The sequence below is a fragment of the Brevibacillus reuszeri genome (assembly GCF_002897295.1).
Lineage (GTDB): Bacteria > Bacillota > Bacilli > Brevibacillales > Brevibacillaceae > Brevibacillus > Brevibacillus reuszeri_A.
Map to the genome: position 1 here is coordinate 68,143 of NZ_BEXF01000016.1, position 25,414 is coordinate 93,556.

28 protein-coding genes and 1 pseudogene are annotated in these 25,414 nt (G+C 47.4%); 14 read left to right on the forward strand and 15 right to left on the reverse strand.

The annotated features are described in order from the left end of the window. The first annotated feature begins 16 nt into the window (after nt 1-16). From C3B52_RS37415 to C3B52_RS22735, 3 genes are all read left to right on the forward strand, one after another. Complete coding sequence (locus C3B52_RS37415) at nt 17-628, forward strand: hypothetical protein (protein WP_235615825.1); 612 nt, start codon at nt 17-19, stop codon at nt 626-628. Nucleotides 629-965: 337 nt separating this feature from the next. Continuing rightward, on the forward strand, nt 966-2,480 hold the full coding sequence (hutH, locus tag C3B52_RS22730; RefSeq protein ID WP_103108672.1) for a histidine ammonia-lyase: 1,515 nt from the start codon (nt 966-968) through the stop codon (nt 2,478-2,480). A gap of 86 nt (nt 2,481-2,566) precedes the next feature. After that, complete coding sequence (locus tag C3B52_RS22735) at nt 2,567-3,007, forward strand: thiol-disulfide oxidoreductase DCC family protein (RefSeq protein WP_103108673.1); 441 nt, start codon at nt 2,567-2,569, stop codon at nt 3,005-3,007. A gap of 51 nt (nt 3,008-3,058) precedes the next feature. On the opposite strand, the gene C3B52_RS22740 is transcribed toward C3B52_RS22735, so the two are convergent. The 6 genes from C3B52_RS22740 to C3B52_RS22765 form a co-directional block, all read right to left on the reverse strand. Further along, nucleotides 3,059-3,976 carry an aldo/keto reductase gene (locus tag C3B52_RS22740; RefSeq protein WP_103108674.1) on the reverse strand — a complete coding sequence of 306 codons (918 nt, stop codon included), beginning with the start codon at nt 3,974-3,976 and terminating at the stop codon, nt 3,059-3,061. A 73-nt stretch (nt 3,977-4,049) separates the two neighbouring features. Beyond that, the gene (locus C3B52_RS22745; protein ID WP_103108675.1) at nt 4,050-4,559 is read right to left on the reverse strand and encodes an acyl-CoA thioesterase; all 510 of its coding nucleotides are present in this window, start codon (nt 4,557-4,559) and stop codon (nt 4,050-4,052) included. Nucleotides 4,560-4,627: 68 nt separating this feature from the next. After that, nucleotides 4,628-5,401 (reverse strand): DUF3109 family protein, encoded by a 774-nt coding sequence (locus C3B52_RS22750; protein WP_103108676.1) that lies wholly within the window; start codon nt 5,399-5,401, stop codon nt 4,628-4,630. Then, nucleotides 5,398-5,721 (reverse strand): hypothetical protein, encoded by a 324-nt coding sequence (locus C3B52_RS22755; RefSeq protein WP_103108677.1) that lies wholly within the window; start codon nt 5,719-5,721, stop codon nt 5,398-5,400. The genes C3B52_RS22750 and C3B52_RS22755 overlap by 4 nt, the downstream gene beginning before the upstream one ends. Nucleotides 5,722-5,825: 104 nt before the next feature. Next, complete coding sequence (locus tag C3B52_RS22760; RefSeq protein ID WP_103108678.1) at nt 5,826-6,110, reverse strand: 4a-hydroxytetrahydrobiopterin dehydratase; 285 nt, start codon at nt 6,108-6,110, stop codon at nt 5,826-5,828. 88 nt (nt 6,111-6,198) lie between these two features. Then, nucleotides 6,199-6,936: a class I SAM-dependent methyltransferase gene (locus tag C3B52_RS22765; RefSeq protein WP_103108679.1), complete on the reverse strand. Its 738-nt coding sequence runs from the start codon at nt 6,934-6,936 to the stop codon at nt 6,199-6,201. 201 nt (nt 6,937-7,137) lie between these two features. Here C3B52_RS22765 and C3B52_RS22770 point away from each other — a divergent pair, with 201 nt between their 5' ends. Together C3B52_RS22770 and C3B52_RS22775 are read left to right on the forward strand one after the other, a co-directional pair. Then, nucleotides 7,138-7,575 (forward strand): VOC family protein, encoded by a 438-nt coding sequence (locus tag C3B52_RS22770; RefSeq protein WP_103108680.1) that lies wholly within the window; start codon nt 7,138-7,140, stop codon nt 7,573-7,575. Nucleotides 7,576-7,610: 35 nt separating this feature from the next. Further along, a complete protein-coding gene (locus tag C3B52_RS22775; protein WP_103108681.1) occupies nt 7,611-8,201 on the forward strand; it encodes a TetR/AcrR family transcriptional regulator in 591 nt (196 codons plus the stop codon). 67 nt (nt 8,202-8,268) lie between these two features. Here C3B52_RS22775 and C3B52_RS22780 read toward each other — a convergent pair whose 3' ends face one another. From C3B52_RS22780 to C3B52_RS22795, 4 genes are all read right to left on the reverse strand, one after another. Next, nucleotides 8,269-8,955 carry a deoxynucleoside kinase gene (locus tag C3B52_RS22780; protein ID WP_103108682.1) on the reverse strand — a complete coding sequence of 229 codons (687 nt, stop codon included), beginning with the start codon at nt 8,953-8,955 and terminating at the stop codon, nt 8,269-8,271. Between the two features lie 50 nt (nt 8,956-9,005). After that, complete coding sequence (locus tag C3B52_RS22785) at nt 9,006-9,638, reverse strand: deoxynucleoside kinase (RefSeq protein ID WP_103108755.1); 633 nt, start codon at nt 9,636-9,638, stop codon at nt 9,006-9,008. Between the two features lie 144 nt (nt 9,639-9,782). After that, nucleotides 9,783-10,856: a spore photoproduct lyase gene (gene splB, locus C3B52_RS22790; protein ID WP_103108683.1), complete on the reverse strand. Its 1,074-nt coding sequence runs from the start codon at nt 10,854-10,856 to the stop codon at nt 9,783-9,785. 79 nt (nt 10,857-10,935) lie between these two features. Next, nucleotides 10,936-11,148 carry a hypothetical protein gene (locus C3B52_RS22795; protein ID WP_103108684.1) on the reverse strand — a complete coding sequence of 71 codons (213 nt, stop codon included), beginning with the start codon at nt 11,146-11,148 and terminating at the stop codon, nt 10,936-10,938. Nucleotides 11,149-11,287: 139 nt separating this feature from the next. Between C3B52_RS22795 and C3B52_RS22800 the strand changes: the two genes are divergently transcribed. Together C3B52_RS22800 and C3B52_RS22805 are read left to right on the forward strand one after the other, a co-directional pair. Beyond that, nucleotides 11,288-11,818 carry a sigma-70 family RNA polymerase sigma factor gene (locus C3B52_RS22800; RefSeq protein WP_103108685.1) on the forward strand — a complete coding sequence of 177 codons (531 nt, stop codon included), beginning with the start codon at nt 11,288-11,290 and terminating at the stop codon, nt 11,816-11,818. A 5-nt stretch (nt 11,819-11,823) separates the two neighbouring features. Next, nucleotides 11,824-13,155 (forward strand): DUF4179 domain-containing protein, encoded by a 1,332-nt coding sequence (locus tag C3B52_RS22805; protein ID WP_103108686.1) that lies wholly within the window; start codon nt 11,824-11,826, stop codon nt 13,153-13,155. Nucleotides 13,156-13,242: 87 nt separating this feature from the next. Here the strand turns inward: C3B52_RS22805 and thiD are convergent, their stop codons facing one another. Continuing rightward, a complete protein-coding gene (thiD, locus tag C3B52_RS22810) occupies nt 13,243-14,037 on the reverse strand; it encodes a bifunctional hydroxymethylpyrimidine kinase/phosphomethylpyrimidine kinase (protein ID WP_103108687.1) in 795 nt (264 codons plus the stop codon). Nucleotides 14,038-14,142: 105 nt separating this feature from the next. On the opposite strand from thiD, the gene C3B52_RS22815 reads away from it, so the two are divergent. The 3 genes from C3B52_RS22815 (at nt 14,143) to C3B52_RS22825 (ending at nt 16,118) form a co-directional block, all read left to right on the forward strand. Further along, nucleotides 14,143-14,949 (forward strand): sensor histidine kinase, encoded by an 807-nt coding sequence (locus tag C3B52_RS22815; RefSeq protein ID WP_103108688.1) that lies wholly within the window; start codon nt 14,143-14,145, stop codon nt 14,947-14,949. Beyond that, nucleotides 14,946-15,596: a response regulator gene (locus tag C3B52_RS22820; protein ID WP_103108689.1), complete on the forward strand. Its 651-nt coding sequence runs from the start codon at nt 14,946-14,948 to the stop codon at nt 15,594-15,596. Before C3B52_RS22815 ends, C3B52_RS22820 begins: the two co-directional genes overlap by 4 nt. A gap of 135 nt (nt 15,597-15,731) precedes the next feature. Next, a complete protein-coding gene (locus tag C3B52_RS22825) occupies nt 15,732-16,118 on the forward strand; it encodes an SET domain-containing protein (RefSeq protein WP_103108690.1) in 387 nt (128 codons plus the stop codon). Nucleotides 16,119-16,205: 87 nt separating this feature from the next. On the opposite strand, the pseudogene C3B52_RS37850 reads toward C3B52_RS22825, so the two are convergent. From C3B52_RS37850 to C3B52_RS22840, 3 genes and pseudogenes are all read right to left on the reverse strand, one after another. Further along, nucleotides 16,206-16,481 (reverse strand): annotated as a pseudogene (locus C3B52_RS37850) (GNAT family N-acetyltransferase); the annotation flags it as partial. Between the two features lie 156 nt (nt 16,482-16,637). Then, a complete protein-coding gene (locus C3B52_RS22835) occupies nt 16,638-17,678 on the reverse strand; it encodes a TIGR03943 family putative permease subunit (RefSeq protein ID WP_103108691.1) in 1,041 nt (346 codons plus the stop codon). A 13-nt stretch (nt 17,679-17,691) separates the two neighbouring features. Next, nucleotides 17,692-18,696 carry a permease gene (locus C3B52_RS22840; protein ID WP_103108756.1) on the reverse strand — a complete coding sequence of 335 codons (1,005 nt, stop codon included), beginning with the start codon at nt 18,694-18,696 and terminating at the stop codon, nt 17,692-17,694. 282 nt (nt 18,697-18,978) lie between these two features. On the opposite strand from C3B52_RS22840, the gene C3B52_RS22850 reads away from it, so the two are divergent. From C3B52_RS22850 to C3B52_RS22860, 3 genes are all read left to right on the forward strand, one after another. After that, nucleotides 18,979-20,340 carry a hypothetical protein gene (locus C3B52_RS22850; RefSeq protein WP_103108693.1) on the forward strand — a complete coding sequence of 454 codons (1,362 nt, stop codon included), beginning with the start codon at nt 18,979-18,981 and terminating at the stop codon, nt 20,338-20,340. Between the two features lie 154 nt (nt 20,341-20,494). Continuing rightward, nucleotides 20,495-21,535, forward strand: a complete 1,041-nt coding sequence (locus C3B52_RS22855; protein ID WP_103108694.1) for a flavin-containing monooxygenase — start codon at nt 20,495-20,497, stop codon at nt 21,533-21,535. Nucleotides 21,536-21,548: 13 nt separating this feature from the next. Continuing rightward, nucleotides 21,549-22,532 carry a cation diffusion facilitator family transporter gene (locus tag C3B52_RS22860; RefSeq protein ID WP_103108695.1) on the forward strand — a complete coding sequence of 328 codons (984 nt, stop codon included), beginning with the start codon at nt 21,549-21,551 and terminating at the stop codon, nt 22,530-22,532. Between the two features lie 66 nt (nt 22,533-22,598). Here C3B52_RS22860 and acsA read toward each other — a convergent pair whose 3' ends face one another. Continuing rightward, nucleotides 22,599-24,314, reverse strand: coding sequence for an acetate--CoA ligase (acsA, locus tag C3B52_RS22865; RefSeq protein ID WP_103108696.1), 1,716 nt, complete (start codon nt 24,312-24,314; stop codon nt 22,599-22,601). 170 nt (nt 24,315-24,484) lie between these two features. Between acsA and C3B52_RS22870 the strand changes: the two genes are divergently transcribed. Next, nucleotides 24,485-25,393 carry a metallophosphoesterase gene (locus C3B52_RS22870; RefSeq protein ID WP_103108697.1) on the forward strand — a complete coding sequence of 303 codons (909 nt, stop codon included), beginning with the start codon at nt 24,485-24,487 and terminating at the stop codon, nt 25,391-25,393. Nucleotides 25,394-25,414 lie beyond the last annotated feature (21 nt).

A 25,414-nucleotide genomic window follows, 5' to 3' on the forward strand; every position in this document is an offset into this window, starting at 1 on the left:
ACTAGGAGGCATGGGGTTGGCAGGTCTGCGGTTGGGCGGCATTGGGTTTGATGGTCTCATGTTCGGTGGCATCGGATTCGATGGTCTCATGTTCGGTGGCATCGGATTTGATGGTCTCATGTTCGGCGGCATTGGATTCGATGGTCTCATGTTCGGTGGCATTGGATTCGATGATCTCATGTTCGGCGGCATCGGATTCGATGGTCTCATGTTCGGCGGCATCGGATTCGATGGTCTCATGTTCGGCGGCATTGGATTTGGCTTTATGTTTGGGGGCATCGGGTTTGGCTTCAGGTTTGGCGGCATTGGATTTGCTGGCATCCGGTTTGGAGTCTTCGGTATGTTTTGGTTTGGTGCTGGCATGATTGGCCTTTGCGGCATGGGCTTCACTGGCTTTACCGGTTGTGGACTGGGCATTTCAGAAGACGGATTCATTGGTGACGGTTTCATCGGTGAAGGATTAACCGGTGATGGCATCGAAGGAGACGGCACCATTGGTGATGGCATTGGCATACTAGAAGAAGGTGGCTTCGGCATTTCTTTAGGACGCCTCGGCTGTGCAGGAGGCATAGGCGGCATTTTACGTCGCTTTTCCACGGAATCATACACGTCCTTTCGGATAAACTAACACAGTACATGGTATGACATATATCCCGCTCAAGAAACGACACTCGCCCATTTTACAAAAATGGACTAAGCCCGTTTTTTTCAAATTAGTGCAGTCGCCGTGACAATATACATCTTGACTGCACGAATACATCGGTTACAATAAAACGACAAGTGATAATAATCAGACAGATGCATGTGAGCGAAAGAAAGTGAGGAAAAACGTATGTCGCCGGGCACAAGCTTCAGGCTTTCACGTTTTACCAATCGCATATACACCCGGGAAGAGGGGTTAGGATATTTTATCCTAACCCCTCTTTCTTTTCGTTCTCTGCTCTGCTAAAGGAGGAAAAACAATCATGAACAAGCAACCTGTACTCGTAAAACTCGATGGGAATCAACTCCGAATCGAAGAGGTAATTTCCATTGCGCGCCGCTCCACCCCAATTGAACTCACGTCTGAGGCGATAGAAAAAGTCCGTCAATCTCGGGCCATGGTCGAGAAGATGGTCGATGAACAGCGTGTAGTTTATGGCATTACCACAGGCTTTGGCAAATTCTCAGATGTCATGATCCAAGGCGAGGACGCAGCTAGGCTACAGGAAAATCTCATCATGAGTCACGCTTGCGGGATGGGAGAGCCTTACCCGACAGATGTCGTACGTGCGATGATGGCGCTGAGAATCAATGCTCTTGCCAAAGGCTTCTCTGGCATCCGCGAGGAAACCCTCTTGCATCTGGTGGAAATGTGTAATCGCGGTGTTCACCCTGTCATCCCGCAGCAAGGCTCGCTGGGTGCTAGTGGGGATCTCGCTCCTCTGGCTCATATGGTGCTAGTAATGCTCGGCAAAGGACAGGCAACTGTAAACGGCAAGCTTTTGGCTGGAAGCGATGCCCTGCGTGAGGTCGGACTGGCTCCGATTCGTCTCCAAGCAAAGGAAGGTCTTGCTCTCATCAACGGAACCCAAGCGATGACTGCTCAATTGTGCCTTGCCCTGTTTGACTCGCGGGTCGCTCTGGAAAGCGCGGAAGTAATCGCGTCGATGACGATAGAGGCTCTGCGCGGAATCCCAAAAGCTTTTGACCCTCAGCTCCATCTTGTTCGCCCTCATCCTGGTCAACAGGAGTCCGCTAAACGCTTGCTTCAACATCTGGCGGGCAGCGAGCGCACGACTGCACAAGGCGAATTGCGCGTCCAAGATCCATACAGCCTGCGATGCATTCCGCAAGTTCACGGTGCTACACGCGATACGCTCGAGTACGTCTGGACGACGGTTACACGCGAATGCAACAGCGTTACCGATAACCCAGTGCTGTTCACAGAAACAGGTGATATTATTTCAGGTGGGAATTTTCACGGTCAACCAATGGCCTTTGCTGCGGACTTTTTAGCAATTGCCGTAGCTGAGCTAGCCAATATTTCCGAGCGGCGCACAGAGCGACTCGTCAACCCGCAGCTTAGCGGACTCCCAGGATTTTTGACAGAAAACGGCGGACTTCACTCCGGTTTTATGATTACACAATATGTAGCCGCTTCCATTGTTTCTGAGAATAAAGTGCTGTGCCACCCTGCATCTGTCGACTCGATCCCGTCCTCGGCTAATCAGGAGGATCACGTCAGTATGGGTACTACCTCCGCGCGCAAGCTACGGACTGTCGTTGCCAATACCATCAAGGTACTTGCGATCGAGTATTTGGCCGCAGCACAAGCGATCGACTTTGGGACTGGAGAATTGGGTGTGGGAACAGGATACGCTTATCAAAAGCTTCGTTCGGTCATTTCTCGCTTGCAGGAAGACCGCGAAATGCATCCCGATCTCACAAAAGCGGAGGAGCTCATCCAGCAAGGTGCTGTTGCCTTTATAGTGGAATAAGAAATAAAAAAACGGGACCGACCGTTCACACAAATGACAGCCGTTCTCTGGTAAAATAAATGTAGGAATAAAAAGCGCAACATCATTTGGAGGGCTGCCAATTGAAACAGTCGCATCCAGTAGAACAACCTGATCATATTTTACTTTTTGACGGGGTCTGTCATTTGTGCCACGGTGCCGTTCAGTTTATATTAAAGCGAGATCCAAAGGGACATATTCATTTTGCCTCGCTGCAATCGGAAAAAGGGCAAGAGCTGCTCCGTTCTTTTGACTACCCGGAAAGCGAAATGTCCTCGGTCGTATTCATCTCCAACGGACGACTTTTCAGTAAATCAGACGCGGTTTTACGCGTAGGGAAGAAGCTTACGGGTGGATGGCCGATCCTCTCGACAGTAGCACAGCTTTTTCCTCGCTCACTTCGCAATGTCGTTTATGACTGGGTGGCGCGAAATCGTTATCGCTGGATGGGCAAAGCCGAGCAATGCATGCTGCCCACTCCGCAGATCAAATCCCGTTTTTTAGAATAAAGCAGAAAAAAGGAGAAGCCGTGACATCTGGCTCCTCCTTTTTCATGCTTATTAGCGAACGGCTTGTGGATGATCTTCCGTAACATAGTCAGCTGCTTTGGCATTTGCCTCCACCTGTGCAGGGCTTTTACTGCCCGGGATCACAGTCGTCACAGCAGGATGCTTTAAGCACCATGCTAAAGCCCATTGCGCCATATCCATGCCAGCAGGAACTTCCTGTTGCTTGATTTCTTCCACTTGGGAAAGCAAATGGCGAACATGCTCCTGGTCGTGGCGATGACGAACATCATTTCCAGCAAAAACGGTTCCTGGCTTATACTTTCCGCTCAAGTAGCCACTAGCCAGCGGCACACGAGCCAATACGCCCAAATCCTGCTCTTGGCAGGAAGCAAACACATCTTGTTCTGGCTTTCTGTCCAAACGGTTGTAAACAATCTGTATCGTCTGAGCATTGATTTTGGATGCCGAAGCTGTCTGATTCATATTGTCATTTTTAGCGATAGACAAACCGAGATGTCTGATTTTCCCTGCACTGATCTGCTTGTCTAGCATCGTCCACAGCTCGTCATTGTCAAACGCCTCGTCTGGCCCAGAATGGAATTGATAAAGATCAATATAGTCCGTTTGCAGTGCTTTGAGCGATTGATCTAATTGCTGGAGAACAGACTGTGCCGAGTAGTCATTTGTCCTGGTAAACCGCTCATGAAAATGATGGCCAAATTTTGTAGCCACAATCCAATCCTCACGTCGATCCTTTTTCAAATACTCACCAATCAGCTTTTCTGACAAATGGTCGCCATAGCATTCAGCGGTATCGATAAGGTTGATTCCCAATTCTTTTGCTTTATCCAGGATTTGATCAACCTCTGCTTGGGCAAAGTCCATCCCCCACTCGCCGCCAAATTGCCAAGTGCCTACTCCAATAACCGAAACCTTCAGATCGGTTTTGCCTAATCTCCGGTATTTCATTCCCATTCCTCCCAGGTTTGAAAATGTAGAGCGCCCTGAGCGAACTGTCGCTCAGGGTGAATCCATACCAAAATTAAATGGTTTTCTCAACAGATAATGTGCTGATAAAAGCTTGTGTATTGCTTTTACGCTCCTTGCGCATTTTTTTGCGCTCATCTGCCGAAGCCATGAGGTTTTTCTCTTCTTCTGTTTCAGGAACGACTGCTGGCACTTCAGTCGGATTCCCATCTTCATCGAGTGCTACGAATGTGAGGAACGAGGTCGCCGTGAGCACACGCTCTCCTGACTGCAAATTCTCGGAAATCACCTTCACAAAAATCTCCATAGAGGTTCTGCCAGTCGAGGAGACGAATGCTTCCAGACAAATGGAGTGGCCCATTTTTACAGGAGCGAGAAAATCTATAGAATCTATGGAAGCCGTTACGACAGGACGTCTGGAGTGACGCATCGCAGCAATTGCAGCGACCTCATCTACATATGCCATCATCGTTCCACCAAAAATCGTCCCATGATAATTCGTGTCCGATGGTTGTACCAAGGATGCTTGGATTGTACGAGATTCTTGAGTTGTCTTGACGTTCATTTATGTTGCTCCTTTGCAAATCTACTTCAAGCCAAACCCATCATAACACATGACTAGGACGGTTCCAATCATACTTGCACACTTAGCTGGTTGTAGCGATTTGCCAGAATTTTTTCAACTTCCTCCGCTTCTTCTTGCAGCAAAAAGCGTAGTAATGGGAGATTCCATTCGTATGCTGGACGGTAGCCATCTACAGCAAACACTTCGTCGCTTACATGAACCGCAAGTCGTCTACGCTCCTGGCTCGCACAATAAAATTGCTCCAAATAATCCGTCCCCCACCGAGAAAAGGAGGAGGTCTCCTCGGTGACAGCAGTCAATAAAATGTGCTCTCCTGTATCAATCAGATCGATGGGGTACAGCTGGCAGCTAAACGGCTTGAGTGTATGCACATCTAGGCCTCGTTCTTCCGTATACGCATGGATCGCGCACCCGTAGCGTCCATTGTTTTCTTGATAAAACAAGCAGTTGCCGTGCCGCATCCGAATCGTGCCAGCAAGCTCCCGCTCATCCCAAACGCCGTCCTTCAGCAAGCTTTTTTTCACTTGCTCATCCGTAAGTCGCTTCGAAATCTCAGGAATTTCCCTTTCGATGATCGGGATCTGCCACTTCTCTACCGAATAAGGTTGTCCACCTTCGCAGCAGGTTTCCCGGTGGACACTCCGACAATTCCAACAATCCAGATGAAACAAAGATAATAGGGCTGTGGTGTCGATCAAGTACTGTCCTTTTTGGACCATCTTGTCTTTGTTTTTCTTGATATATTTTTCGCAATGGTACGCTTCCCTCTCTGTCATCGGATCAGGAGTACCGACATACCGAAAAGCATGCTTCGTTCTCATTTTTCCAAAACAATCTCCGCTTCTGTGCCAAAAATTTGGAGACGTCCCTCAGCATAAGTAGCCAGGTCTACTTCTTCTCCCGGAATTTCCATCAAAATTTCGACTGGCTCATTTTCTTCATCGGTAAAAAGCAGCAACAGGTCTTTTTCCTCGAATTCATTTGTAGTCAGCTTCACACCTACCAGCTGTGCCTTAAATACACTTACCTCTTCGTCATCCTCACTGTCGGTGTCCCATTGAGTGAACGTAATCGTTGCCAGCTGCTTTTCAAATTCACTTGTCAAAATGCCCAGTAGCTTCTCGTGTTGTTGAATCTCCATTTTAGTACCCCTCCGAAAATTTGTTCTTAGTGCCCATCATATCAAACAATCGGCTTTAAGCAAAAGAAATACCGCCTCAAAATGAAGCGGCTACTTACAGTTGCTTAGCTTACTTTGCTGATCGTCTGAGCGAGTGCAAAATCTTTCCCAGTCAAGCCTTTTGCTTCTCGGGTAGCCAGTGTAAAGGTAACAATCCCACCATTGAGATGTATCTCTACATGCTGGCTGTCTGGCTCAAGCAGCTCTGCTACCCGATTGACAAAGCTGATTGCAGCAGCAAAGTCTCGACAGTGGTAGGTACGGGATAAAGCCATCCTGTCCTCAACCAGCTTCCATCCTGGCACCTTGCTTAAATACAGTTTGACCTGCTCCAAAGACAATCTGCTCATATAAGGCGCCCCCTTTTGTCCGATAATCGGTTGTTACACCATCATATTCACCAGACGCAAAGGTTAGTCATTGCTTATCCGCTTTATCCTACTGCTTTATTGCATAGAAAATCATGCGTGGTGACTCGTTTGCCACATATTCTTCAAATTGATAATTCCCAAATACTTGAATTTGACCAAAGCCTGATTGCTCAAGCATCGAAATCATTTGCTCTACCTCAAATAGTCGAACTTGTTCGTGATATTCACGCGGCTCACTGTTTGCTCCCTCATGAATCTCAATTCGCTTTTTTACAAACCCATTTTCAATCCAACGTTTTTCTTTAATCAGCATCTCGCCAACTTCCTTGGTCGATTCGGCAACCAAATTCGCAGTTACATAAGCTGGATTCAAATAATCGATAATCACTTCGCCTTGCGTTTTCAACGCCTGAGACATATTACGGATGACCGTAGCATTTTCCTCATCGGACGAGAAATAGCCAAAGCTGGTGAATAAATTGACGACGATATCAAATTCGCCTTTATAAGGAATATTGCGCATGTCACAGCGGGCAAAGCTTAGCTGTGGAAATGTGTTCTGTTCCTCAGCTAGTTGCAAAAGGACAGGGGACAAATCCACCCCAACCACATCGTACCCCCGGCGAGCCAGCGCACGCGAATGACGCCCGCTCCCACAGCAAAGATCGAGTACCCGTCCTGTGCTTTTGATCGGCAATCGTTCCAGCAAATTGGCGATCTCTCCATCGGCTGCCGAGTCATCCCGGTGCCGGTACACAAGCACGTAATCTTCGCGAAAGCTGCGTTCAAACCATTCTTCTGCCATGTCTGAGCTCCTTTATCGTTCCAAGATATTCTTATTATACCACAGTGGGGTTTATCCGCAGGCGTTTTCCGATAGCCAAAGTGCAGAAAGGACCAAGCATTCCTTGAAAATGTCCCTTGCTTTCATTCGTATTTTATTTACATACGTACAGTATGTATGTTAAATTAAACGTATCTTCCCATTATAAGGAGTGGATTACGAATGAAAGTGAACAGTTTTTACCCAGTCATTCTATCGGAACAGGTTGCTGCAAGTTCTGCCTTTTACATCAAGCATTTTGGCTTTGATCCTGTCTTTGAAGCAGATTGGTATGTGAGCTTGAAAAACAATCAAAGTATCCCTCCTTTTGAGCTGGCCGTTCTGGATTCCACACACACTACGATTCCTGCTGGCTTCCGTCAAAATACGCATGGTCTTATTTTGAACTTTGAAGTGGATGACGTAGACGCCGAATACGAAAGGCTAATCAAAAAAGCAGGTCTCCCCCTTCATCTGGATATCAGGGACGAGGCATTTGGACAACGTCATTTTATTACCTCTGATCCAAACGGCGTATTGATTGATATCATTACAGTGATTCCACCATCTGAGGTTTTTAGCAGCCAATATATCGCAAACGAAAGCAACCCTCTGACCTAGGCAAGCTTTGACGCAAAGACAGGAGCATGTCCCCTATGAAAACATCGAAAGCAGAACAAGCAAAGCTGACCATAACCAAGCTGACAGAGGTTGCGAGACACTATTTTTCCACATACGGCTATGCTGAAGCCTCTATGGAGGAAATGGTGAAAACAGCGGGACTTACTCGCGGCGCCCTTTACCATCATTTTGGCAATAAAGAAGGCTTGTTTATGGCTGTGCTTGCCGCTGTTCAAAAAGAAATTGGCGAACGCGTTGAATCCGAAGCGGCAAAAAGCGAAGATCCTTGGGAGCAGCTGCTTTTCGGCTGTATCGCTTTTGTGACCGCTGCAGTAGAAGAGCGGAACAGACGAATCCTCTTGATCGATGGTCCCTCTGTAGTCGGTTGGGACGCGTGGCGCAAAATGGATGAGGAGCATTCCATGCGCCTTTTACGGGAGCAGCTTCAGGATATGGAGCAACAAGGGTATCTCAAGCCGGTTTCCATCAACGCTTTGACCCACTTGCTGTCCGGTGCGATGAACGAAGGTGTGCTCTGGGTGGCGCAAATGTCAGATCAGGAGCAGGCTCTTGCCGACATCCAAGCAGCTCTCTCGCTTTTCTTAGATGGCTATCGGGCACAATAGAGACATAAAGACAAAACACCCCCTGCTTCGTAGGATACGTAAACAGGGGGTGTACCATTTTTTCGTATTACAGCCTTGTAGCTCGTCCAATGCGAATTTTTTCTCCTACGCGAGCAATAATATTCTCTACGGATGCGGGGTCATCCACGACATCGTATTCATTAATATTCACTCGCAAAATAGGACAAGCATGGAATGAACGAATCCAATCTTCATAACGCCCATACAAGTCTTTCCAGTAATCAATAGGGGTTTGTTGCTCCATCGGGCGTCCCCGCTCTTTTACGCGGTCAATAATATCATCAAAGCTACCTTCCAAATAAATCAAAATATCAGGATGCGGGAAGTATGGTGTCATCACCATCGCTTCGAATAATTCTGTATAAGTGCGATAATCTTCTTCTGTCATATTGCCTTGCTCATACAGCATACGAGCAAAAATGCCAGTATCCTCATAAATGGAGCGGTCCTGAACAAACCCTCCGCCATACTCAAACATTCTTTTCTGTTCCTTAAAGCGTTCAGCCAAAAAGAAAATTTGCAAATGAAAGCCCCAACGCGACAAATCGTTATAATACCGACCCAAATAAGGATTATTATCGACTTTTTCTACGGAGACACGAAAACCCAGCTGCTCCGCCAAAGCATGTGTAAAGGTGGACTTCCCCACCCCAACTGTTCCTCCGATGGTAATAACCGCATTGCTCGGTATTCCGTATTTATCACGGATTTGGCTGCTTTGAAACCTAGACATGTACGCAACTCCTTATTCACAATACTTGCAAATAAACAAAAACGGATCTTTTACCCCAACAACGCACGAATCTTTGGCTCGATGCGATCCAGGACATAACGCAAATCCTCTGGCCGATGAACGAAATCCAGATCATCGCAATCAAATTTAATCACAGGTACTTCCGGATGATGCTTTTCAAACGCTTCCATGAATTCGTCGTAATCGGCAATCAGATTCTCCATATAAGAAACATCCATGGTCCGCTCCATTTCCCGATCCCGCATGCCAATACGCTTCATGACTGTATCGAGTGAAGCCGTCAAATAAATCACCAGATGCGCCTGTGGTAGATCCTCTGTCAAGATATCATAGATTTTCAAGTACTTGGGCAAGTTTTCTCCCGTCAATGTCCTTTTAGAAAAAATAGTATTTTTAAAAATATTGTAATCAGAAACAACAGAGATGCCTTGGTTTAAGTAGTTGGTGTGGATGTCTTGCAATTGCTTGTAACGATTGCACAGAAAAAACATCTCAAGCTGAAAGCTCCATTCCGCAATGTTTTCGTAAAACTTCCCTAAAAATGGATTTTCATAGACGATTTCTTCCAGCAGCTGCAAGTCAAATGCACGACTTAGTTCCCGTGACAAAGATGTTTTGCCGATGCCGATGGGTCCTTCTACAGTTATTAATATGGACTTCATGTATGCTTCGAATCCTTTCACGAAAATGAGAGCACTCCATATTTTAGCACGCGTGCGATCTTTTGTCGAAAGCATTCGATATTTAGCTAAAAAAGGAAAAAACTGCTCCGCAAGCGTGAGCAGCTCTTTGTCATCATCTTTTTGTCACGTAAAATACTCCACCCGCGCCTGCGGAAACAATCTGGCAATTTCCCGCTCCAGATGCCCTTGCAACGCTTTTGCTTGCACATCCTGGTAGACGTATTTTCCTTTTCCGTACTTGCCCCACTTGTATTTGCGTTCGTCCTCATTCATTTCCAGCTTCGTTTTTGGATACCGCTGCAGGATCAGGCTTTTGGCGATTTTCGTGAATCTGTGCTGGATCAGTTCAAAAGTCAAATCTTCTAATGCCTCTGGAACCAGCTGGGCACGAAGCCTTTCCAGCAAATCCGTATACCCTGCTTCCCAGCCCTCGAACCAATACAATGGCGCAAGAATAAAGCCCAAAGGATATCCCGCTCTAGCTACCTTGCCTGCCGCTTCGAGCCGCTGACTAAAAGTTGAGGTACCCGGTTCAAAATTTTTGATGACATAATCGGCGTTCATACTGAAGCGGAAACGTGTATGCTTGTTATGCTTTGCATCCAGCAAGGAATCTACATGATGGAATTTCGTGACGAAGCGCAGACGACCATGCTCCTGCTGTCCCATAAATTCAATCGTTCGCTTCAGATTTCCGGTAATGTGCTCAATACTGACGGGGTCAGAGGTACAGGCAGCCTCAAACCGGGTAATTTCCCCTGGACGCTCCAGAATGTATTTTTCTGCCTGCGCCAGGATTTCATCAGTATTGACGTAGACACGAATGTAAGGCTTGGAGCCGATATTCGTATTTAAATAACAATAATGGCAGTGAGCTGCACAGCCGGTTGCCAGTGGTATGGCGTATTCGGCTGAAGGCTTCGAGGTCTCGAATTTTAGTGTTTTCCGTACGCCGATCACGAGTGTACGTTTGGCGTTGCGATATTTTTCTACATCTGTTTCTCCAGGTATCCCACGTACCTGATTGTGACTGGTTGTCATTTGCATCGGGATTCCCTCTTGTTGAAAACGACGGTACAGCTCTTGTCCGAGTGGATAATTCAGTGCGTTTGGTTCTACAAAGACATCGTCAGGTACGAAAAGCTTCGATCCCTTTTGTCCAGTCTTTTCCGGTGCCTCCAGAAGCGTCGTTGCCATAGACAAAATCACCCCTAAGCCCTAGTATGACCTGATCTGATCTACGATTGGCATGGGGATCCGTGGCTGGAGGTAGTTACTACCCCAGCGAGCTTTTGAATTCAATCAACCATTTTCTTGCTTGCTCCTCCTGTTCCAATGGCACCTGCAGCATGTATAGATAGCCTGCTCGCTTCGTTTTTTTTGACATGATTCTAACCGAAATCCCTTTTGTTTCAAGATACCGTCGACACTCCTGCGCCATTCTGGGAAGACCGTACGATTCATGAATCGTTGTCCATTTGATCCACATTCATCTGCCCCACCCTTTCCCTTCTTTCTTTACTGTAAGCAAGTGATGGGCGGTAGGTTCTCTAAAAAAAGCAATGCCTGACATTTTCTTAAAACCGTTTCATTGACTTGCGCGTCTAATCCTTTAGGAGGGAGAAAATGTGAATCTGGAACAGCTTGTCCTACAAGCAAAGCGCGGAGATGACGAAGCTTTTTTTCAAGCCATCCATCTGCAAAAAGAGAAAATGTATAAGGTCGCGTTTGCCTTTCTACACAACGAAACCGATGCGCTGGAAGCCATTCAGGAAGCGACCTGCCGTTCCTATCTAAAGCTGTCGCGGTTAGAACAGACTGCCTATTTTGGTACGTGGCTAACACGCATCCTCATTCATGTCTGCATTGATGAGCAAAAGCGAAAAAAGCGGCTGCTCGTTGACCCGACAAAGCTTTCTAACGAGCAAACGCGAGGTGTGGACACGCTCCCTCACGAGGAGAGCATCGAGCGGATCTATATAGAAGAAGCCCTCTCCCGTTTGACTCCGACGTATCGGCATATCATCATTCTAAAGTACTTTGAGGATCGAACCGTACGGGAAATTGCAAACGTACTCGGTCACCCAGAAGGAACGATAAAAACCTGGCTGCATAAAGCTCTGGTCGCACTGCGCAAAGACCTTGGGAAAGGATGGTAACGAGCATGCAGGATGATGCAAACACTCTGGAGCGACAAACAGTGCCTCCGCAGATTGATCAGTACATTCGCAATGGAATCATGCAAGCAAAGCAGCAAAAACAAAAACGCCGGCGCAGGTTTTGGATTCGCCTTAGCTCCACTGTAACTGCCTGCTCCCTTTTGCTAGCCTTATTTTTTTCGATCAAGCTATCGCCTGCGGTGGCTGCCTATGTCAGTCATATACCTGGACTGGAAAAGCTCGTAGAATTGATCAGCGACGACAAAGGCATGCGCATGGCAGCAGAGCACGACATGGTGCAAACCGTGGGAGCAAGCACCTCGCTGGATGGGGTGAGCTTTACTGTTGATCAGGTTTTGATGGATCGAAAGCGAATGCTCGTTTTTTATACACTGCACGCTGAAAAGCAAGAGCATCAGGTTTCCCTGCATAAAATCGAGCTCGTCGATCCGCGTGGAAACGACTGGGAGTACGGCATCTCCTGGTCGCGAGGGAATCTCAAGGAAACGTCGACCAGCCATGATCGATTTGATGTGCATATCAGTGAAAACAGCCCTATCCCAGACTCATTGACAGCAAAGGTTACCGTTGCATTAGACAATGTCCCGCAAAAAAATCCGCTGTTCGTTACGTTTGCTATTGATAAAACCAAATATGTGTCGCTGGAAGAAAAGGTCTACCCTGTCATGAAGCAGGTAACCGTGGACGGGATGCGTTTCACGATTGAGCAGATTGCCGTTTTCCCAACACAGACAGAAGTCAGTATTCGTTTTGATCCAGCCAATACCAAGCATGTCTTTGACTTTGATCAACTCCGGCTCGTGGATGAAAAAGGCCAAACGTACGCTTTTTGGGGCAACGGTGTACCTTATCGTCCAGACGGTGAAAATGGCGTTGTCTACAATTTGGAAAGCACGTATTTTGTCCAGCCCGAAAAGCTGTATCTGAAGGCGAGTGGCATCAAAGCAATTGATAAAAACAAGCTGGAGGTCGTCATCGACGCCAAGACCAAAAAGCTCGTAAAAGTGCCCGACTCCAATCTCCAAATAAAAGCTTTGCGCCAAAACGGCGATGCTTTGGGCATGGACTTCACACTGGATGTGCCTGAGATAGACACAAATCGTTTTTATTCTTTAGTAAGTGAATTAACCGATGATGTCGGGAATGAATACGATTACGTCCAAGGCACTTCATCTTCTGGTCAAAAAGAAACCACTCATTCTTATGGCTACCTGTTTAAGCGCTTGACAGACAAAGGAGAGCCCAGCTTATATAAGTTCAAACTAAGTAGTTACCCAATTCGATTACACGGTGATTTTTCTGTTCAGGTTAAGTAAATGCATATCTAGACAAACAAAAAACTCGAGCTCTTGTACTGTCAAGAGCATCGAGTTTTTTACTTGTAACAAGAACAATTCTTACTATTAGTCGACAACCGCCCAATGATTCGTTGGTCCGTGTCCGCCTCCAATTTGCGGGGCTGTCTTGATCGCTTCAAAGATGAAACGATTCGCCTTCTCTACGGCTTGCACAAGTGGAGTATTTTTTGCCAATTCGGCGGTTAATGCAGCCGAGAACGTGCAGCCTGTCCCATGTGTATGACGCGTTTGGATACGCTCGTGAGTCAGCTCATAGAAATTCGTTCCGTCAAACAAAATGTCAACGACCGTATCTCCCTCCAGATGACCACCCTTCATAAGAACATTACGCGCACCAAATGCATGAATCGCACGTGCGCCCTCCCGCATTTCCTCCGGCGTCCGAATCAGCATCCCCGTCAAGCATTCCGCTTCCGGCAAATTCGGTGTGACGACCTCCGCCAGCGGCAGCAAACGAGTTTTCAAAGCAGCGATTGCTTCGTCCAGCAACAGCTTCGCTCCGCCTTTGGCGATCATGACCGGATCGACGACCAGCTTTTTCAAACCAAAAGCATGGATCTCTTCGGAAACGGCTTTGATGATCGCCGCATCGAAAAGCATTCCTGTTTTTGCAGCATCTGCCCCCAGATCGCGCAGTACTTCACGCATTTGATGCGCCACGGCTTCCGTCGGCAATGGGTAAACGCCTGATACTCCCAGCGTATTTTGCGCAGTAATCGCTGTAATCGCGCTCATTCCGTATACACCTAGCTGATGAAAGGTCTTCAGGTCTGCCTGAATACCGGCTCCTCCACCACTATCTGAACCTGCTATCGTCAATGCTTTCGCAATCGTATGCATGGATGTCCCTCCCGTTTTCCACCTTTTCACATATGAGTATATCATCCGGTTGTCCCATTCGGTATACTTAGTAGTGATTGCCACAAGTAAAGAAGGGATTTTCTTATGTCTTATCGCATCTTTTACTGGTTGACCGTATTGATTCCTACCATTATCATCGGTGGCTTCGAATTCGTCCGTCATGATTTTCTTTTGCCTTATATGTCTATGGAGACAGGCAATGTGTACATCACCCTGCTTACACTCCTGCTATCCTATTTGTTCGCTACCTGGATGTTTCGCACGATCAAACGGATGAATGCACGTATTGTCGAAGAGCAGGCACGCAGAGCTGTCTATGAAGAAAGAGAACGTCTTGCCAGGGAATTACATGACGGAATCGCACAGTCCTTGTTTTTCCTCAATGTCAAGCTGAAGCAGGGACATCTGGATGAAGCACGCGTTGCGGTAACTGCTATCGATAATCATGTGCGGCAAGCCATTTTTAATTTGCGAGCACTTCCCGAGGAAGGCAGCCTTGATCAACGTCTGGAAAAGTGGCTTGGTCAATGGAGCGCCCTCTCTGGTGTGGACGTAGCCTCGGAAATCCGGATTAAGGAAAATTTCTTTACAGCCGCCGAAGAAGTGCAGTTGTTCGGCATCATCCAGGAAGCGTTCGCCAATATTCGTAAGCACGCACAGGCTAAGCATTCCTGGATTAGTCTGACCACCGAGGAACCCCGTAATTGGGTCCTCGCTATTGAGGACGATGGCATTGGTATCACGCACACCTCAGTTGATACCAAAAAATATGGATTATCGATGATGCGCGAACGAGCACGTCAGCTAGGGGCAGCTGTCGATATTCGCAAAAGAACGGAAGGTGGCACCACCATTAGCCTGACTTCCCACTCTGGAGGTTCTATACGATGAACGGTTACCGTGTTTTAATTGCCGATGATCATCCGATGGCACGCATGGCGATTCGAAGTCTGCTCGACGCCGACCCATCCTTTGAGGTGATCGGTGAGGCAGCAAATGGCGAAGAGGCCTTCGAGCTTTGTGGAAAGCTGCAGCCAGACCTGGTATTAATGGATATCAACATGCCCAAGTGGAGCGGGCTAGAAGCTACACGCGAAGTAAAAAAAGCATATCCACACATCAAGGTCGTCATTCTGAGCATCTCTGACGATGTGGCCGATCTGATTACAGCTATTCAATTCGGTGCCCAAGGCTACCTGCTAAAAAATCTGGAGCCAGATGATTGGGTCAACTATCTTCATGCCTTGCTCGGCGAGGACAGTGAGCTATCACGAGAGATGGCGACTCGGCTGCTATATCGTTTCAGACAGGAGGAGCATTTGGACGAGACTGTTCCTGATGTTCTGACCCCACGTGAGCGTGAAATCGTCATATACGTTGGCGCTGGAAAGACGAATAGAGAAATTAGCGAGGCCCTGATCATCGCTGAAAATACCGTAAAAAATCATTTGAAAAACATCCTGGAAAAATTGCAGCTAGCCAATCGCGTCCAGCTCGCAGCCTATGCTGTTCGTCATCATCTGGTCATGAAAAAGTAATCTTGTGTCAAAACGACAACAGCTTCCAGCTATCCCCACTGCAGTTCGATATTAAAAATGGTTGCGTTCAGCGGAATCAACTGTCATTCTTAAAAAGGAAAAACTCCACAGTCAAAAGAACGCAGGTGATGATTCATGATAGAAGTAAAGACTTCCAAGCTTAGCAACGGAGATTTAAATAGAGGCGTATTTGCTACACGCGACATTGCAAAAGGTGATCTCATCCACGAAGCTCCCGTCCTTCCCTATCCGAATGAGGAGCATGATCATATCGAGAAAACCTTGCTTGCTGATTACGCGTTCGAATACGGTGCTAACCACACTGCTATTCTTCTCGGGTATGGCATGCTGTTCAACCACTCATACACGCCGAATGCCACGTATGACATTAACTTTGATAATCACACATTTGATTTTTATGCGTATACGGACATCGCTGCTGGAGAAGAAATCTTGATCAATTATAACGGCGATGTCGATTGTGATGACCCCCTCTGGTTTTACGAAGAAGAAAACAAATAATGAAAAAGCTGACGTCTCATATGGAGGGGACGCCAGCTTTTTCATTATTTGTTTTCTCTTTTCAAAAAAGGACAGCTTCAAACCAGGTGCCACTTCCTTTTCCTCCACCAGTACAAAGCCGTGTTGTAAATATAGCTTTGTAGCCGGTTCATTTAATGCTCCTGTAGAAACGATGATTCGCTGCCAGTCCTTATGCGCTGCTTCAACATGCTGAAGCAGCTTTCTGGCAATTCCTTTGCGAAAATGGTCGGGGTGCACCATCATGCGATGAATGTCAACTATTCCCTGCTCCAGTTTGAAGGAAATGGCTCCTGCCAGCTCCCCTGCTTCTACATAGCAGGCAAACGTCTCTCCACTGTTCATTAAATCAGCAACAGTCTCTCGTAAGGGTGGGAGATCATCCCATCCAATGATTTGTGCTTCAACCCGATACGCTGCCTGTTGCAAAATCCATATTTTTTGTGCAATATCTGTATTCTTGATCTCGATTGACTGAATCACATGATATTCTCCTTTTCACTAGCTGCTTGATGCTGCGTCGTAGCTGTAATAGACATACGGGTCTTTTGGTGCTTTCACAGGTTCAACCTGATTAGCTTTTAGCACAAGCATGTCAAATCCATCTACTTTTCTGAGTTCGAGCTTGCCGCGCACCTTCACCCAGCTGTCCTTTGCCCACTTGCTGCCGTCTGGCTTCTCTACCAAAATGCCGAATACACTGGCATCAGCTGTGCAGCAGGACACTGAAAATCTTGCCACCACAAACTGTTCGGCAGAAAAATCTGTTTGCCTGTAAACAAAGCCGAGAGTCTCCATTTCTTTACCTGCAAATTCGTTGGCATACAGCTCCATCGTGGTCAAACCATCGAGAAATACTTTTTCGTGCAGGTCGATCACCGGTTGCTTGTACAAAGACACCGCCAAATCTGTATAAAAATCCCCGAAGCCATTTGCATCAAAGCGTTTACGGATTTGCTCATCCTCTACGTTTGCTGGCTCCTGCTTAGTGGCATCGCTTGCACCCTGCTCCTGACTATCTTCCTCTACTTTCTCTGACCCAGCTTCAGGTTCTGACTCTGTACCACCTTCTGACTGCGACAGGTCGGTGGAATGACTGCTGCCTGCATTGTCTGAATTGCTTTCTGCTGAATCTGTAGCTGCCGCGACTTCTGCCAGCTTTCTCACATCGTTACTGAGCAAGGTAATTCCCCTTTTCTCTGCAACGTCACTGCCCAATATTTTGTCAGGCATGAGAAACCCCATGGCCAGCGGCAAAAGGAACAGTCCGTATACGATGAGCGAAATCCACGGGGAGCGCGGTACCTTATGTACGTCTTCACAGTCACATTCATATTCAGACGCACCGACGATCGCCTGACGAATACTGACTACTGTCAAAATCACCAAAATTCCTAATGTCACGTAGCTGAACATGTGAAGGCGTGGAGCTAAATAATGGCTCAGCTTCTCAGACATGATCAAATAAGTCAAGAGCAAGGTAAATCCAGACAAAATCACACTTCTGATCCAATAATGACGCCTCAAGCTGGTCTGATCCATATCCTTTCCTCCCCTACACTGGCATCAGCATGGTAATCGCCAAAACGAGAACCGTTACTGCCACCACAAGCTTGACTACAAAACCGAAGCGAAACGTACTGAGCAGCATCAACGTTGTCTTGAAATCTAGCATGGGACCAAAAACGAGAAAAGCAAGCAGTGAGCTGCTATGAAAGGTATTGGAGAAGGACGCTGCAATAAATGCATCTGCCTCCGAGCACAGGGAGAACAGATACGCCATTCCCATCATCACCAAATTTGAGGTAAGTGGCGTCTGACCGATATCTACGAGCGTCTCCCTGCTGACATACACTTGCAGCAGCGCACTGATAAAGGCACCAAACAGCAAATATTTCCCCATGTCAAAAAATTCGTCCACCGCATGAGAGAAGGTAGCTGACAGCTTTCCACGCACTGCCTCTGTGTGCAGGGCTTCATGTCTTATCTGCGATTCCATCCCGAGGCGAAGCGGATTGTTCTTGACAAAGAGAAAAACGAGCAGCCCGACAATAATCGCTACAGCAAAACCAGCAACACCTCGATACAACGCCATATCAGGCTGACGCGTAAAGGCGATATAAGTAGAGGAAAGCACAACCGGGTTCACGATTGGACCTGCGAGTAAAAATGTGATTCCCACAGGCAGCGGCATTCCTTTTTGGATCAACCGGCGAACGACCGGAATGATGGCACATTCGCAGACTGGAAACAAAAAGCCAAGCAAGCCAGCAAACGGCAGACCAATGATCATGCTTTTCGGTGTCCAGCGCCTGACCTGCTCCTCTGAAATAAAGGTCTGGATAAAGGCTGAAAAAAATACACCGAGCAGCACAAACGGAATGGCTTCTAGGACGATGCTCAGAAAAAATGTTTTTACATCCAGCCATTGCGGGGACCATTCCATTTTCCAGCCAGCGAAAATGTCGGTAGTTCCGTTGACGGTCAACACAACAACGGCAAGTCCAAGAATCAACGCGCCAAGAATCTCTATGAAAAAGTGACGGATTTTCGCGAGCAAGCTTACTTCCTCCTTTTCAAACATAAATCGTTATCATTCCTAATTATATACATTGGCGTAAAAATCCTGCCCCTTTTCGCTATTTTTGTGACTAATCACCTATCAGCGCTATCTTTTTTTCCAATTCAACCCTTTTATAATAGGGAGACACACTTCTTTTACCCACACACTTCTCTTCCATTCCTGCAGGAAAGGAGGCGAGTCCCCAAACAAGCCGCACACTATGATTTGACGTAACTCGCTGTTCAGAGCCAAATCTCTGTACGATTGGAGGCGTCACGCATGAACCATCCTGATTTTCGTCATCTGCAACAAAGTATGGAGGATGTAACGACTGCTGCCTTGGACAAGAATATGGGTCCTCTCGATCCTACTGAGTATCACTCCCTATTCGAACGCCTACATGACGCAGCAACCTCTCTCCCCCCACTTTACCGTGAGCATGTGTACCATCCGTTTATGCAAGCAATGGACAAGCTAACCGAGGCAGGATTTCTGAACATGATGCGGCGCGATCCGAACAAGGAACGCGAGGCAGGGCTGTTTTGTGATATAGCCCAAGCCATCTTGCAGAACAAAGAAGGGTACGAACAGGAAGCGACAGATGCCTTTCAGGAAGTGGTAAGTGATTTGTATGACGGCTTTTTGAGCGAGGAGGACAGGAGAGGGATCAAACCTCCTGACCAAAGCATGATCGCTCCCCTGGTCAAATGGGGACGGCCTCACTATGGCCCTTATACGTGGACGGTAGAAGCGGCTTCACATTTTGGACTGAAGACGGGAATTGTCAATTTACCTCCAGCCAATGCGCGCCATGGACTACTAGCATGGTCAGCACTCGGACATGAGACGGCAGGACATGACATATTGCATGCGGACACGGGGCTGCTTGGAGAGCTGCAAAAAGCAGTATACGACGCACTATGGAGTGAGCTGGACAATCGCTCCCTAGCCGATTATTGGTCGTTGCGAATCGATGAGACCGCATCTGACGTACTGGGTATATTAAACACGGGGCCTGCTGCTGGAATCGGATTAATTGGGTATTTCCGTGGCTTGAATCAAGCTTATACTGGAAAACCCCTTTTGCGTAATACAGGACCACAGAACGACTCACACCCTGCTGATATTTTGCGTGGCTATCTCGCTGCCGAGACTGTACGCTTGCTTCATTTTGATAATGCAGCAGATTGGGCAAACGCCCTGCAGGAAGAAACGGACAAGGATCTCACTTCTATTACACTTGGTCGAACAAGCTATGATGCGGAGCTAATCAAGCAATCAGCTACAGTCGTAGCACGCGCTATCACACAGACTCGGCTATTGAGTCTTGAGGGACATGCCCTCGGTGATATTCAAAACTGGCACAATCACGATGAACGTATTGTCCAAGAACTGCGTGCTCATCTGTTGAGCTCAACCAAGGTACAGGATTGTGTCGTATCAGGCATGTATGCTGCCCATGTGGTTGCTGCTGCCGTAACAGGAGCCATCGCAGGAGAAGTGTCTGTCACAACGGCCTTCTCAGGGATGACCCGTCTCCTGAAAAGCATGCATGATGCCAATCCTTCCTGGGGTCCCCTCTACGTACGTCATCCTGGAGATTTGACCCCACACCGTATTTATTCTCGTTCCGCAAGCTGATGCATGTGGTGTGAAACAGTTATCAAATACGCTAGCGAAAGACCGTTGATTCCTTGACGGTCTTTCTTTTTCAAAAACATTCAAATGATTACTTGAATATCAAATTGTTTATGGTAATATTTAGATGTACACCGTATGAAAGAAGGCGTTTTCTATGAACAACTACGATGTGATTGTGATCGGAGCAGGTCAAGCAGGCTTATCGATTGGGTACTATTTACAGAAGCAGCAACGCCGCTTTCTACTTTTGGATAAAAATGAGCGGATCGGAGAGAGCTGGCGCGAGCGTTACGATTCACTTGTCTTATTCACTCCTCGCCGTTATTGCGATTTGCCCGGACTTCCCTTCCCCGGTGAACGTGATGGGCTTCCAACCAAGGAGGATGCCGCAAACTATCTCGAAGAGTACGCCCGGCATTTTCAGCTGCCGATCCAGCTTGGCACGGACGTTATCCAGGTGACGAAGACAAACATAGGGTTTGCTGTACGTACAAACAAGGAGCTGTATCACACGGAGAAGCTGGTCGTAGCTACAGGACCTTTCCATACTCCGTATCTGCCACCGATTGTAGCTGATCTCTCAGATGAGGTATTACAGGTGCACACGTCCAGCTATAAAAACGAGCGGCAACTGAAAGACGGTCCTGTCTTGATAGTGGGAGGAGGAAACTCTGGGGCTCAGCTCGCTGTAGAGCTGGCAGCCAGTCGAGCTGTTACTTTTTCTATGGGTCAATCCCGGTCTTTTCTGCCGCTTTCCTTTTTGGGAAAAACTATTTTCGATTACATGCGAGCTACAGGAATATTGACCGCCCCCATCACCTCCTGGCTAGGAAAGCGGCTCAGCAAAAAGCCCGACCCGATTTTTGGGTATCGAGCCGAGCTACGACATTTGGAACAGACTGGACAAATTCAGATGGTCCCTAAAACAGTCTCGATCAAAGGGGCTACCGCAACCTTTGCAGGGGGGCATCAGGAGCGGATTACCAATATCATTTGGGCAACCGGATTTCGCCCAGGATATGAATGGCTGGACATTCCTAAAGTGTTAGGCGAAAACGGAGTACCCATTCATCAGCGCGGAGTTTCTGTCGTGCCAGGTCTTTTCTTTCTGGGGCTTCCCTGGCAACATAATCGCCAATCTGCTCTCATGTGTGGCGTAGGTAACGATGCAGCTTATTTAGCAGCACATTTATAGAGGAGGTATTCTTATGGGTCATCATCACGACCACGGAGACGGTCACGGCCATCATCATCATGGCAAAGGTGCCAGCAAGCGGGCGTTACTCGTTTCCTTTGTAATCATTACGCTGTTTTTGATCGTGGAAGTAATCGGGGGCTTCCTCACCAATAGCTTGGCTTTGCTCTCTGACGCGGGCCACATGCTGAGTGATGCCTCAGCACTACTACTGAGTCTGATTGCGATTCACATCGCAGCTCGTCCGCCAACTGCCAAGCGGACGTTTGGCCTCCAACGCTTTGAGATATTGGCAGCCCTAATAAACGGCGTTACTCTCGTCGTCATCTCTTTGATCATTTTTTGGGAAGCGTATCAAAGGCTCTTTGATCCTCCCCAAGTCGCAAGCGGTAAAATGATCATTATTGCCACAATCGGGCTATTGGCGAATATCGCTGCTGCCTTCGTCCTGATGCGTGGTGACTACAAAGACAATGTGAATGTCCGTAGTGCTTTTCTGCACGTGCTTGGTGATCTTCTGGGGTCAGTCGGCGCCATCATCGGCGGGATATTGATGTGGTCCTTCGGCTGGTACATTGCTGATCCACTGATCAGTGTGATCGTTGCTGTATTAATCCTTTTAAGCGCTTGGCGTGTAACGAAAGACTCCGTCAATATTTTGCTGGAAAGCACACCCTCTCGTATTGACTCGACAGAGGTCGAAAGCAAATTGAACCAGCTTGCGGGTGTAACCAAGGTGCATGACCTTCATATTTGGACAGTCACCTCTGGATTCGACTCGCTTACCTGCCATTTAATTGTAGAAGATGGCTTGCCGAGCTATCCGATTTTGAATGAAGCACTTGAACTGCTTCAGCATGAATTCGGAATCAGCCATGCTACGATACAAATTGAGAATTCCTCTGTTACACACGGGGATCTGCACTGCATGGGAGGGGCCGCTCCTCATTCTCATTCTCATACGCATGAGGGAGAGCATCAGCATCACAGTCATTGAAAGAGGCATCCCGGTCAGTATAAAAAAACCATCTTCCCAAGTGGAAAGATGGTTTTTGTTTGAGTATTAGTCTTCCATCGTTGACAGGTCGCCCGTTGGCAATCCCAGCTCCCATGCCTTCAGGACACGGCGCATGATTTTTCCGGAGCGCGTTTTTGGCAGCTTGTCGCGGAATTCAATCTCGCGCGGTGCAGCGTGCGCAGCGAGTCCTTCTTTAACAAATTTGCGAATATCATCCATCAGTGCATCACTTGGCTCATAGCCAGCGCGCAAGGAGATGAATGCTTTAATAATTTCACCGCGTACAGGATCAGGTTTTCCGATGACGCCTGCTTCTGCTACGGCTGGATGCTCCACGAGCTTGCTCTCTACCTCAAATGGACCAACACGCTCGCCGGATGTATTGATCACATCATCAATTCGTCCTTGGAACCAGAAGTAGCCTTCTTCATCCTTGTACGCTGAGTCACCCGAAACATACCAGCCTGGAATGTGGAAATACTCTTCGTACTTTGCTGGGTTGTTCCAGATTTTTCTCATCATCGCAGGCCAGCCTACGCGGATTGCCAAATTGCCCATGCGATTTGGTGGCAGTTCATTTCCTTGATTGTCAATGATTGCCGCGTGCACACCAGGGATTGGTTTACCCATGGAGCCCGGCTTAATTGCCATGCTTCGGAAGTTGGAGATCAGCTGACCACCCGTTTCGGTCATCCACCAGTTGTCGTGAATGCGATGATTGAACACGCGCAATCCCCAGTATACAACCTCCGGATTGAGTGGTTCACCCACACTCAGTACGTGACGCAGGCTGGACAAATCAAATTGTTTGACTACCTCATCGCCCGCTCCCATCAGCATACGGAAAGCTGTAGGTGCACTGTACCAAACAGAGACCTTGTATTTTTCAATTGTTTTGTACCAATCCTCTGGTGTAAATCGGCCACCACGAACGACGTTGGTTACACCGTTTAGCCATGGAGAGAAAATACCGTAGGCTGTACCTGTTACCCAACCAGGGTCAGCCGTGCACCAGTAAATATCATCGTCTTGCAAATCCAATACCCATTTACCTGTTTGCAGGTGTTGGATCATCACATTGTGTACATGCAGCACACCTTTTGGTTTACCAGTCGATCCAGACGTGTAGTGCAGAATCATGCCGTCTTCGCGGTCAACCCACTCGATTTCCAGCTCGGACGAAGCTTCTGCCATCGCCGCTTCATAGCTGACGACTCCCTCTTTTTGCTCATCCGCCCCACCGACGAGGATGACATGCTTGAGTGCTGGCAATTCGCTGACAGGGATACGAGGCAACAGAGACGGTATCGTCACAATCGCTACGGCCTCACTGTCAGACAAGCGGTCACGTACAGCCGCTTCCATGAAGGCCTCGAAAAGCGGACCAACAATTGCCCCAACTTTAAGTGTACCTAAAACGCTTACATAAAGCTCGGGAGTGCGCGGCATGAATACAAATACGCGATCCCCTTTTGCAATTCCAAGCTTGCGCAAAACATTGCCAAACTTATTGGATAGTTCGCTCAATTGGGCATAGGTGTACGTCTCATCTCTGGTTAAATCACTATAAAAAAGAGCCGGTTTGTCTTTTTTGTCTGTCAGCAAGTGGCGATCAATCGCCTCATAGGCCATGTTTACCTTGCCTGTTTCGTACCAGGTAAATTGTTTCTCTACTTCGGCCCAGTCAAAATTGGCGTAAGTTTCATCATAATTCTGCAGATTAAACCGGCCTTCCGTTGCCGGAATTTTTTCTACGTTCATACACTCACTCTCCTAAATCCCTCTAAATTTATTTTTCTATGCACCGCAACATTCATAATATTTCTGCACTTCCTGTGAAATTCCTTCTACCAAAAACCTACTTATTCGATTCATGAAAAAATCTAGTATAATGAGCGGTATTCGCAAGACAAAGGAGATGGCAAACTACCATGACTTGGATTTTACTTGCCGTTGCTGTCGCTTTGTTGTTGATTCGTGCCTACCGCAATACGTTCGATGTTCATACGCAAGCTGTCACGATTCCCCTGCAAAAATCGACTCGAATGAAAGACACGAGTAGCTGGGAACCGTTGTCAGTATTACACCTGTCTGATTTACACATGGAAAATCTGTCTGTCGACGCGGATCAAGTAGTCTCCAAATTTTCTGCCCAACCACTCGATTTGATTGCGATTACGGGTGACTTGCTCGACCGACAAAAAAATATTCCTAAAGCAGTTGATTACGTTCGAACCATTATGAGCTTGCAGCCTGCACTAGGCACATACGTCGTTTTCGGAAATCACGACTATGTATTAAAAGCATTCAAGCTGCGAGAATTAAAAAAGTCGCTTGAACAATTAGGCTGCCGTGTTCTGATCAATGAACATGTAACCGTCTATCATCATGGTCAGCCTCTTCATATTATTGGCGTCGACGATTTTGCTACTCGCCGCAGTGAACTGGAAAAGTCGTTTCAGCATGTTCCCGAAACAGGAGCTAGACTCGTTTTGACTCATGACCCCAATATTGTGCTACAGATGAAGGATTACGCCTATGATTATTTGCTGTCCGGGCATTTTCACGGTGGGCAAATTCATTGGCCACGCCCATTCCATTTGGCAAAAATGGGTAAGCTGCCAAAATTGAATATGGTCAAAGGCTTGCACGAAATGGACGGCAGACCGTTTTATATTAGTGAAGGACTTGGGCAAACAGGTGTTAACATTCGCCTCCGCTCTCGACCGGAATTGACCCTGCATACGTTGGTTGGCGCAACCTCGCCTGCTACTCACTATGAACCGGCTGCATTCACATCCTCTTTGTCGGAGTCAGCCGCCACACTCGTCATAGAGTAAGGTATAATAGCCTTACTCTAT

Coding starts and splice junctions, on each gene's coding strand:
- C3B52_RS22780 (WP_103108682.1), bottom strand. CDS start 8,955: ATGTCTAGGTTTCAAAGCAGCCAAATCCGTGATAAATACGGAATACCG.
- C3B52_RS22765 (WP_103108679.1), bottom strand. CDS start 6,936: ATGGCAGAAGAATGGTTTGAACGCAGCTTTCGCGAAGATTACGTGCTT.
- C3B52_RS22855 (WP_103108694.1), top strand. CDS start 20,495: ATGAACAACTACGATGTGATTGTGATCGGAGCAGGTCAAGCAGGCTTA.
- C3B52_RS22870 (WP_103108697.1), top strand. CDS start 24,485: ATGACTTGGATTTTACTTGCCGTTGCTGTCGCTTTGTTGTTGATTCGT.
- C3B52_RS22740 (WP_103108674.1), bottom strand. CDS start 3,976: ATGAAATACCGGAGATTAGGCAAAACCGATCTGAAGGTTTCGGTTATT.
- C3B52_RS22850 (WP_103108693.1), top strand. CDS start 18,979: ATGAACCATCCTGATTTTCGTCATCTGCAACAAAGTATGGAGGATGTA.
- C3B52_RS22760 (WP_103108678.1), bottom strand. CDS start 6,110: ATGAGCAGATTGTCTTTGGAGCAGGTCAAACTGTATTTAAGCAAGGTG.
- thiD (WP_103108687.1), bottom strand. CDS start 14,037: ATGCATACGATTGCGAAAGCATTGACGATAGCAGGTTCAGATAGTGGT.
- C3B52_RS22750 (WP_103108676.1), bottom strand. CDS start 5,401: ATGAGAACGAAGCATGCTTTTCGGTATGTCGGTACTCCTGATCCGATG.
- hutH (WP_103108672.1), top strand. CDS start 966: ATGAACAAGCAACCTGTACTCGTAAAACTCGATGGGAATCAACTCCGA.
- C3B52_RS22820 (WP_103108689.1), top strand. CDS start 14,946: ATGAACGGTTACCGTGTTTTAATTGCCGATGATCATCCGATGGCACGC.
- acsA (WP_103108696.1), bottom strand. CDS start 24,314: ATGAACGTAGAAAAAATTCCGGCAACGGAAGGCCGGTTTAATCTGCAG.
- C3B52_RS22775 (WP_103108681.1), top strand. CDS start 7,611: ATGAAAACATCGAAAGCAGAACAAGCAAAGCTGACCATAACCAAGCTG.
- C3B52_RS22785 (WP_103108755.1), bottom strand. CDS start 9,638: ATGAAGTCCATATTAATAACTGTAGAAGGACCCATCGGCATCGGCAAA.
- splB (WP_103108683.1), bottom strand. CDS start 10,856: ATGGCAACGACGCTTCTGGAGGCACCGGAAAAGACTGGACAAAAGGGA.
- C3B52_RS22805 (WP_103108686.1), top strand. CDS start 11,824: ATGCAGGATGATGCAAACACTCTGGAGCGACAAACAGTGCCTCCGCAG.
- C3B52_RS22835 (WP_103108691.1), bottom strand. CDS start 17,678: ATGGATCAGACCAGCTTGAGGCGTCATTATTGGATCAGAAGTGTGATT.
- C3B52_RS22825 (WP_103108690.1), top strand. CDS start 15,732: ATGATAGAAGTAAAGACTTCCAAGCTTAGCAACGGAGATTTAAATAGA.
- C3B52_RS22770 (WP_103108680.1), top strand. CDS start 7,138: ATGAAAGTGAACAGTTTTTACCCAGTCATTCTATCGGAACAGGTTGCT.
- C3B52_RS22795 (WP_103108684.1), bottom strand. CDS start 11,148: ATGTGGATCAAATGGACAACGATTCATGAATCGTACGGTCTTCCCAGA.
- C3B52_RS22755 (WP_103108677.1), bottom strand. CDS start 5,721: ATGGAGATTCAACAACACGAGAAGCTACTGGGCATTTTGACAAGTGAA.
- C3B52_RS22815 (WP_103108688.1), top strand. CDS start 14,143: ATGTCTTATCGCATCTTTTACTGGTTGACCGTATTGATTCCTACCATT.
- C3B52_RS22745 (WP_103108675.1), bottom strand. CDS start 4,559: ATGAACGTCAAGACAACTCAAGAATCTCGTACAATCCAAGCATCCTTG.
- C3B52_RS22860 (WP_103108695.1), top strand. CDS start 21,549: ATGGGTCATCATCACGACCACGGAGACGGTCACGGCCATCATCATCAT.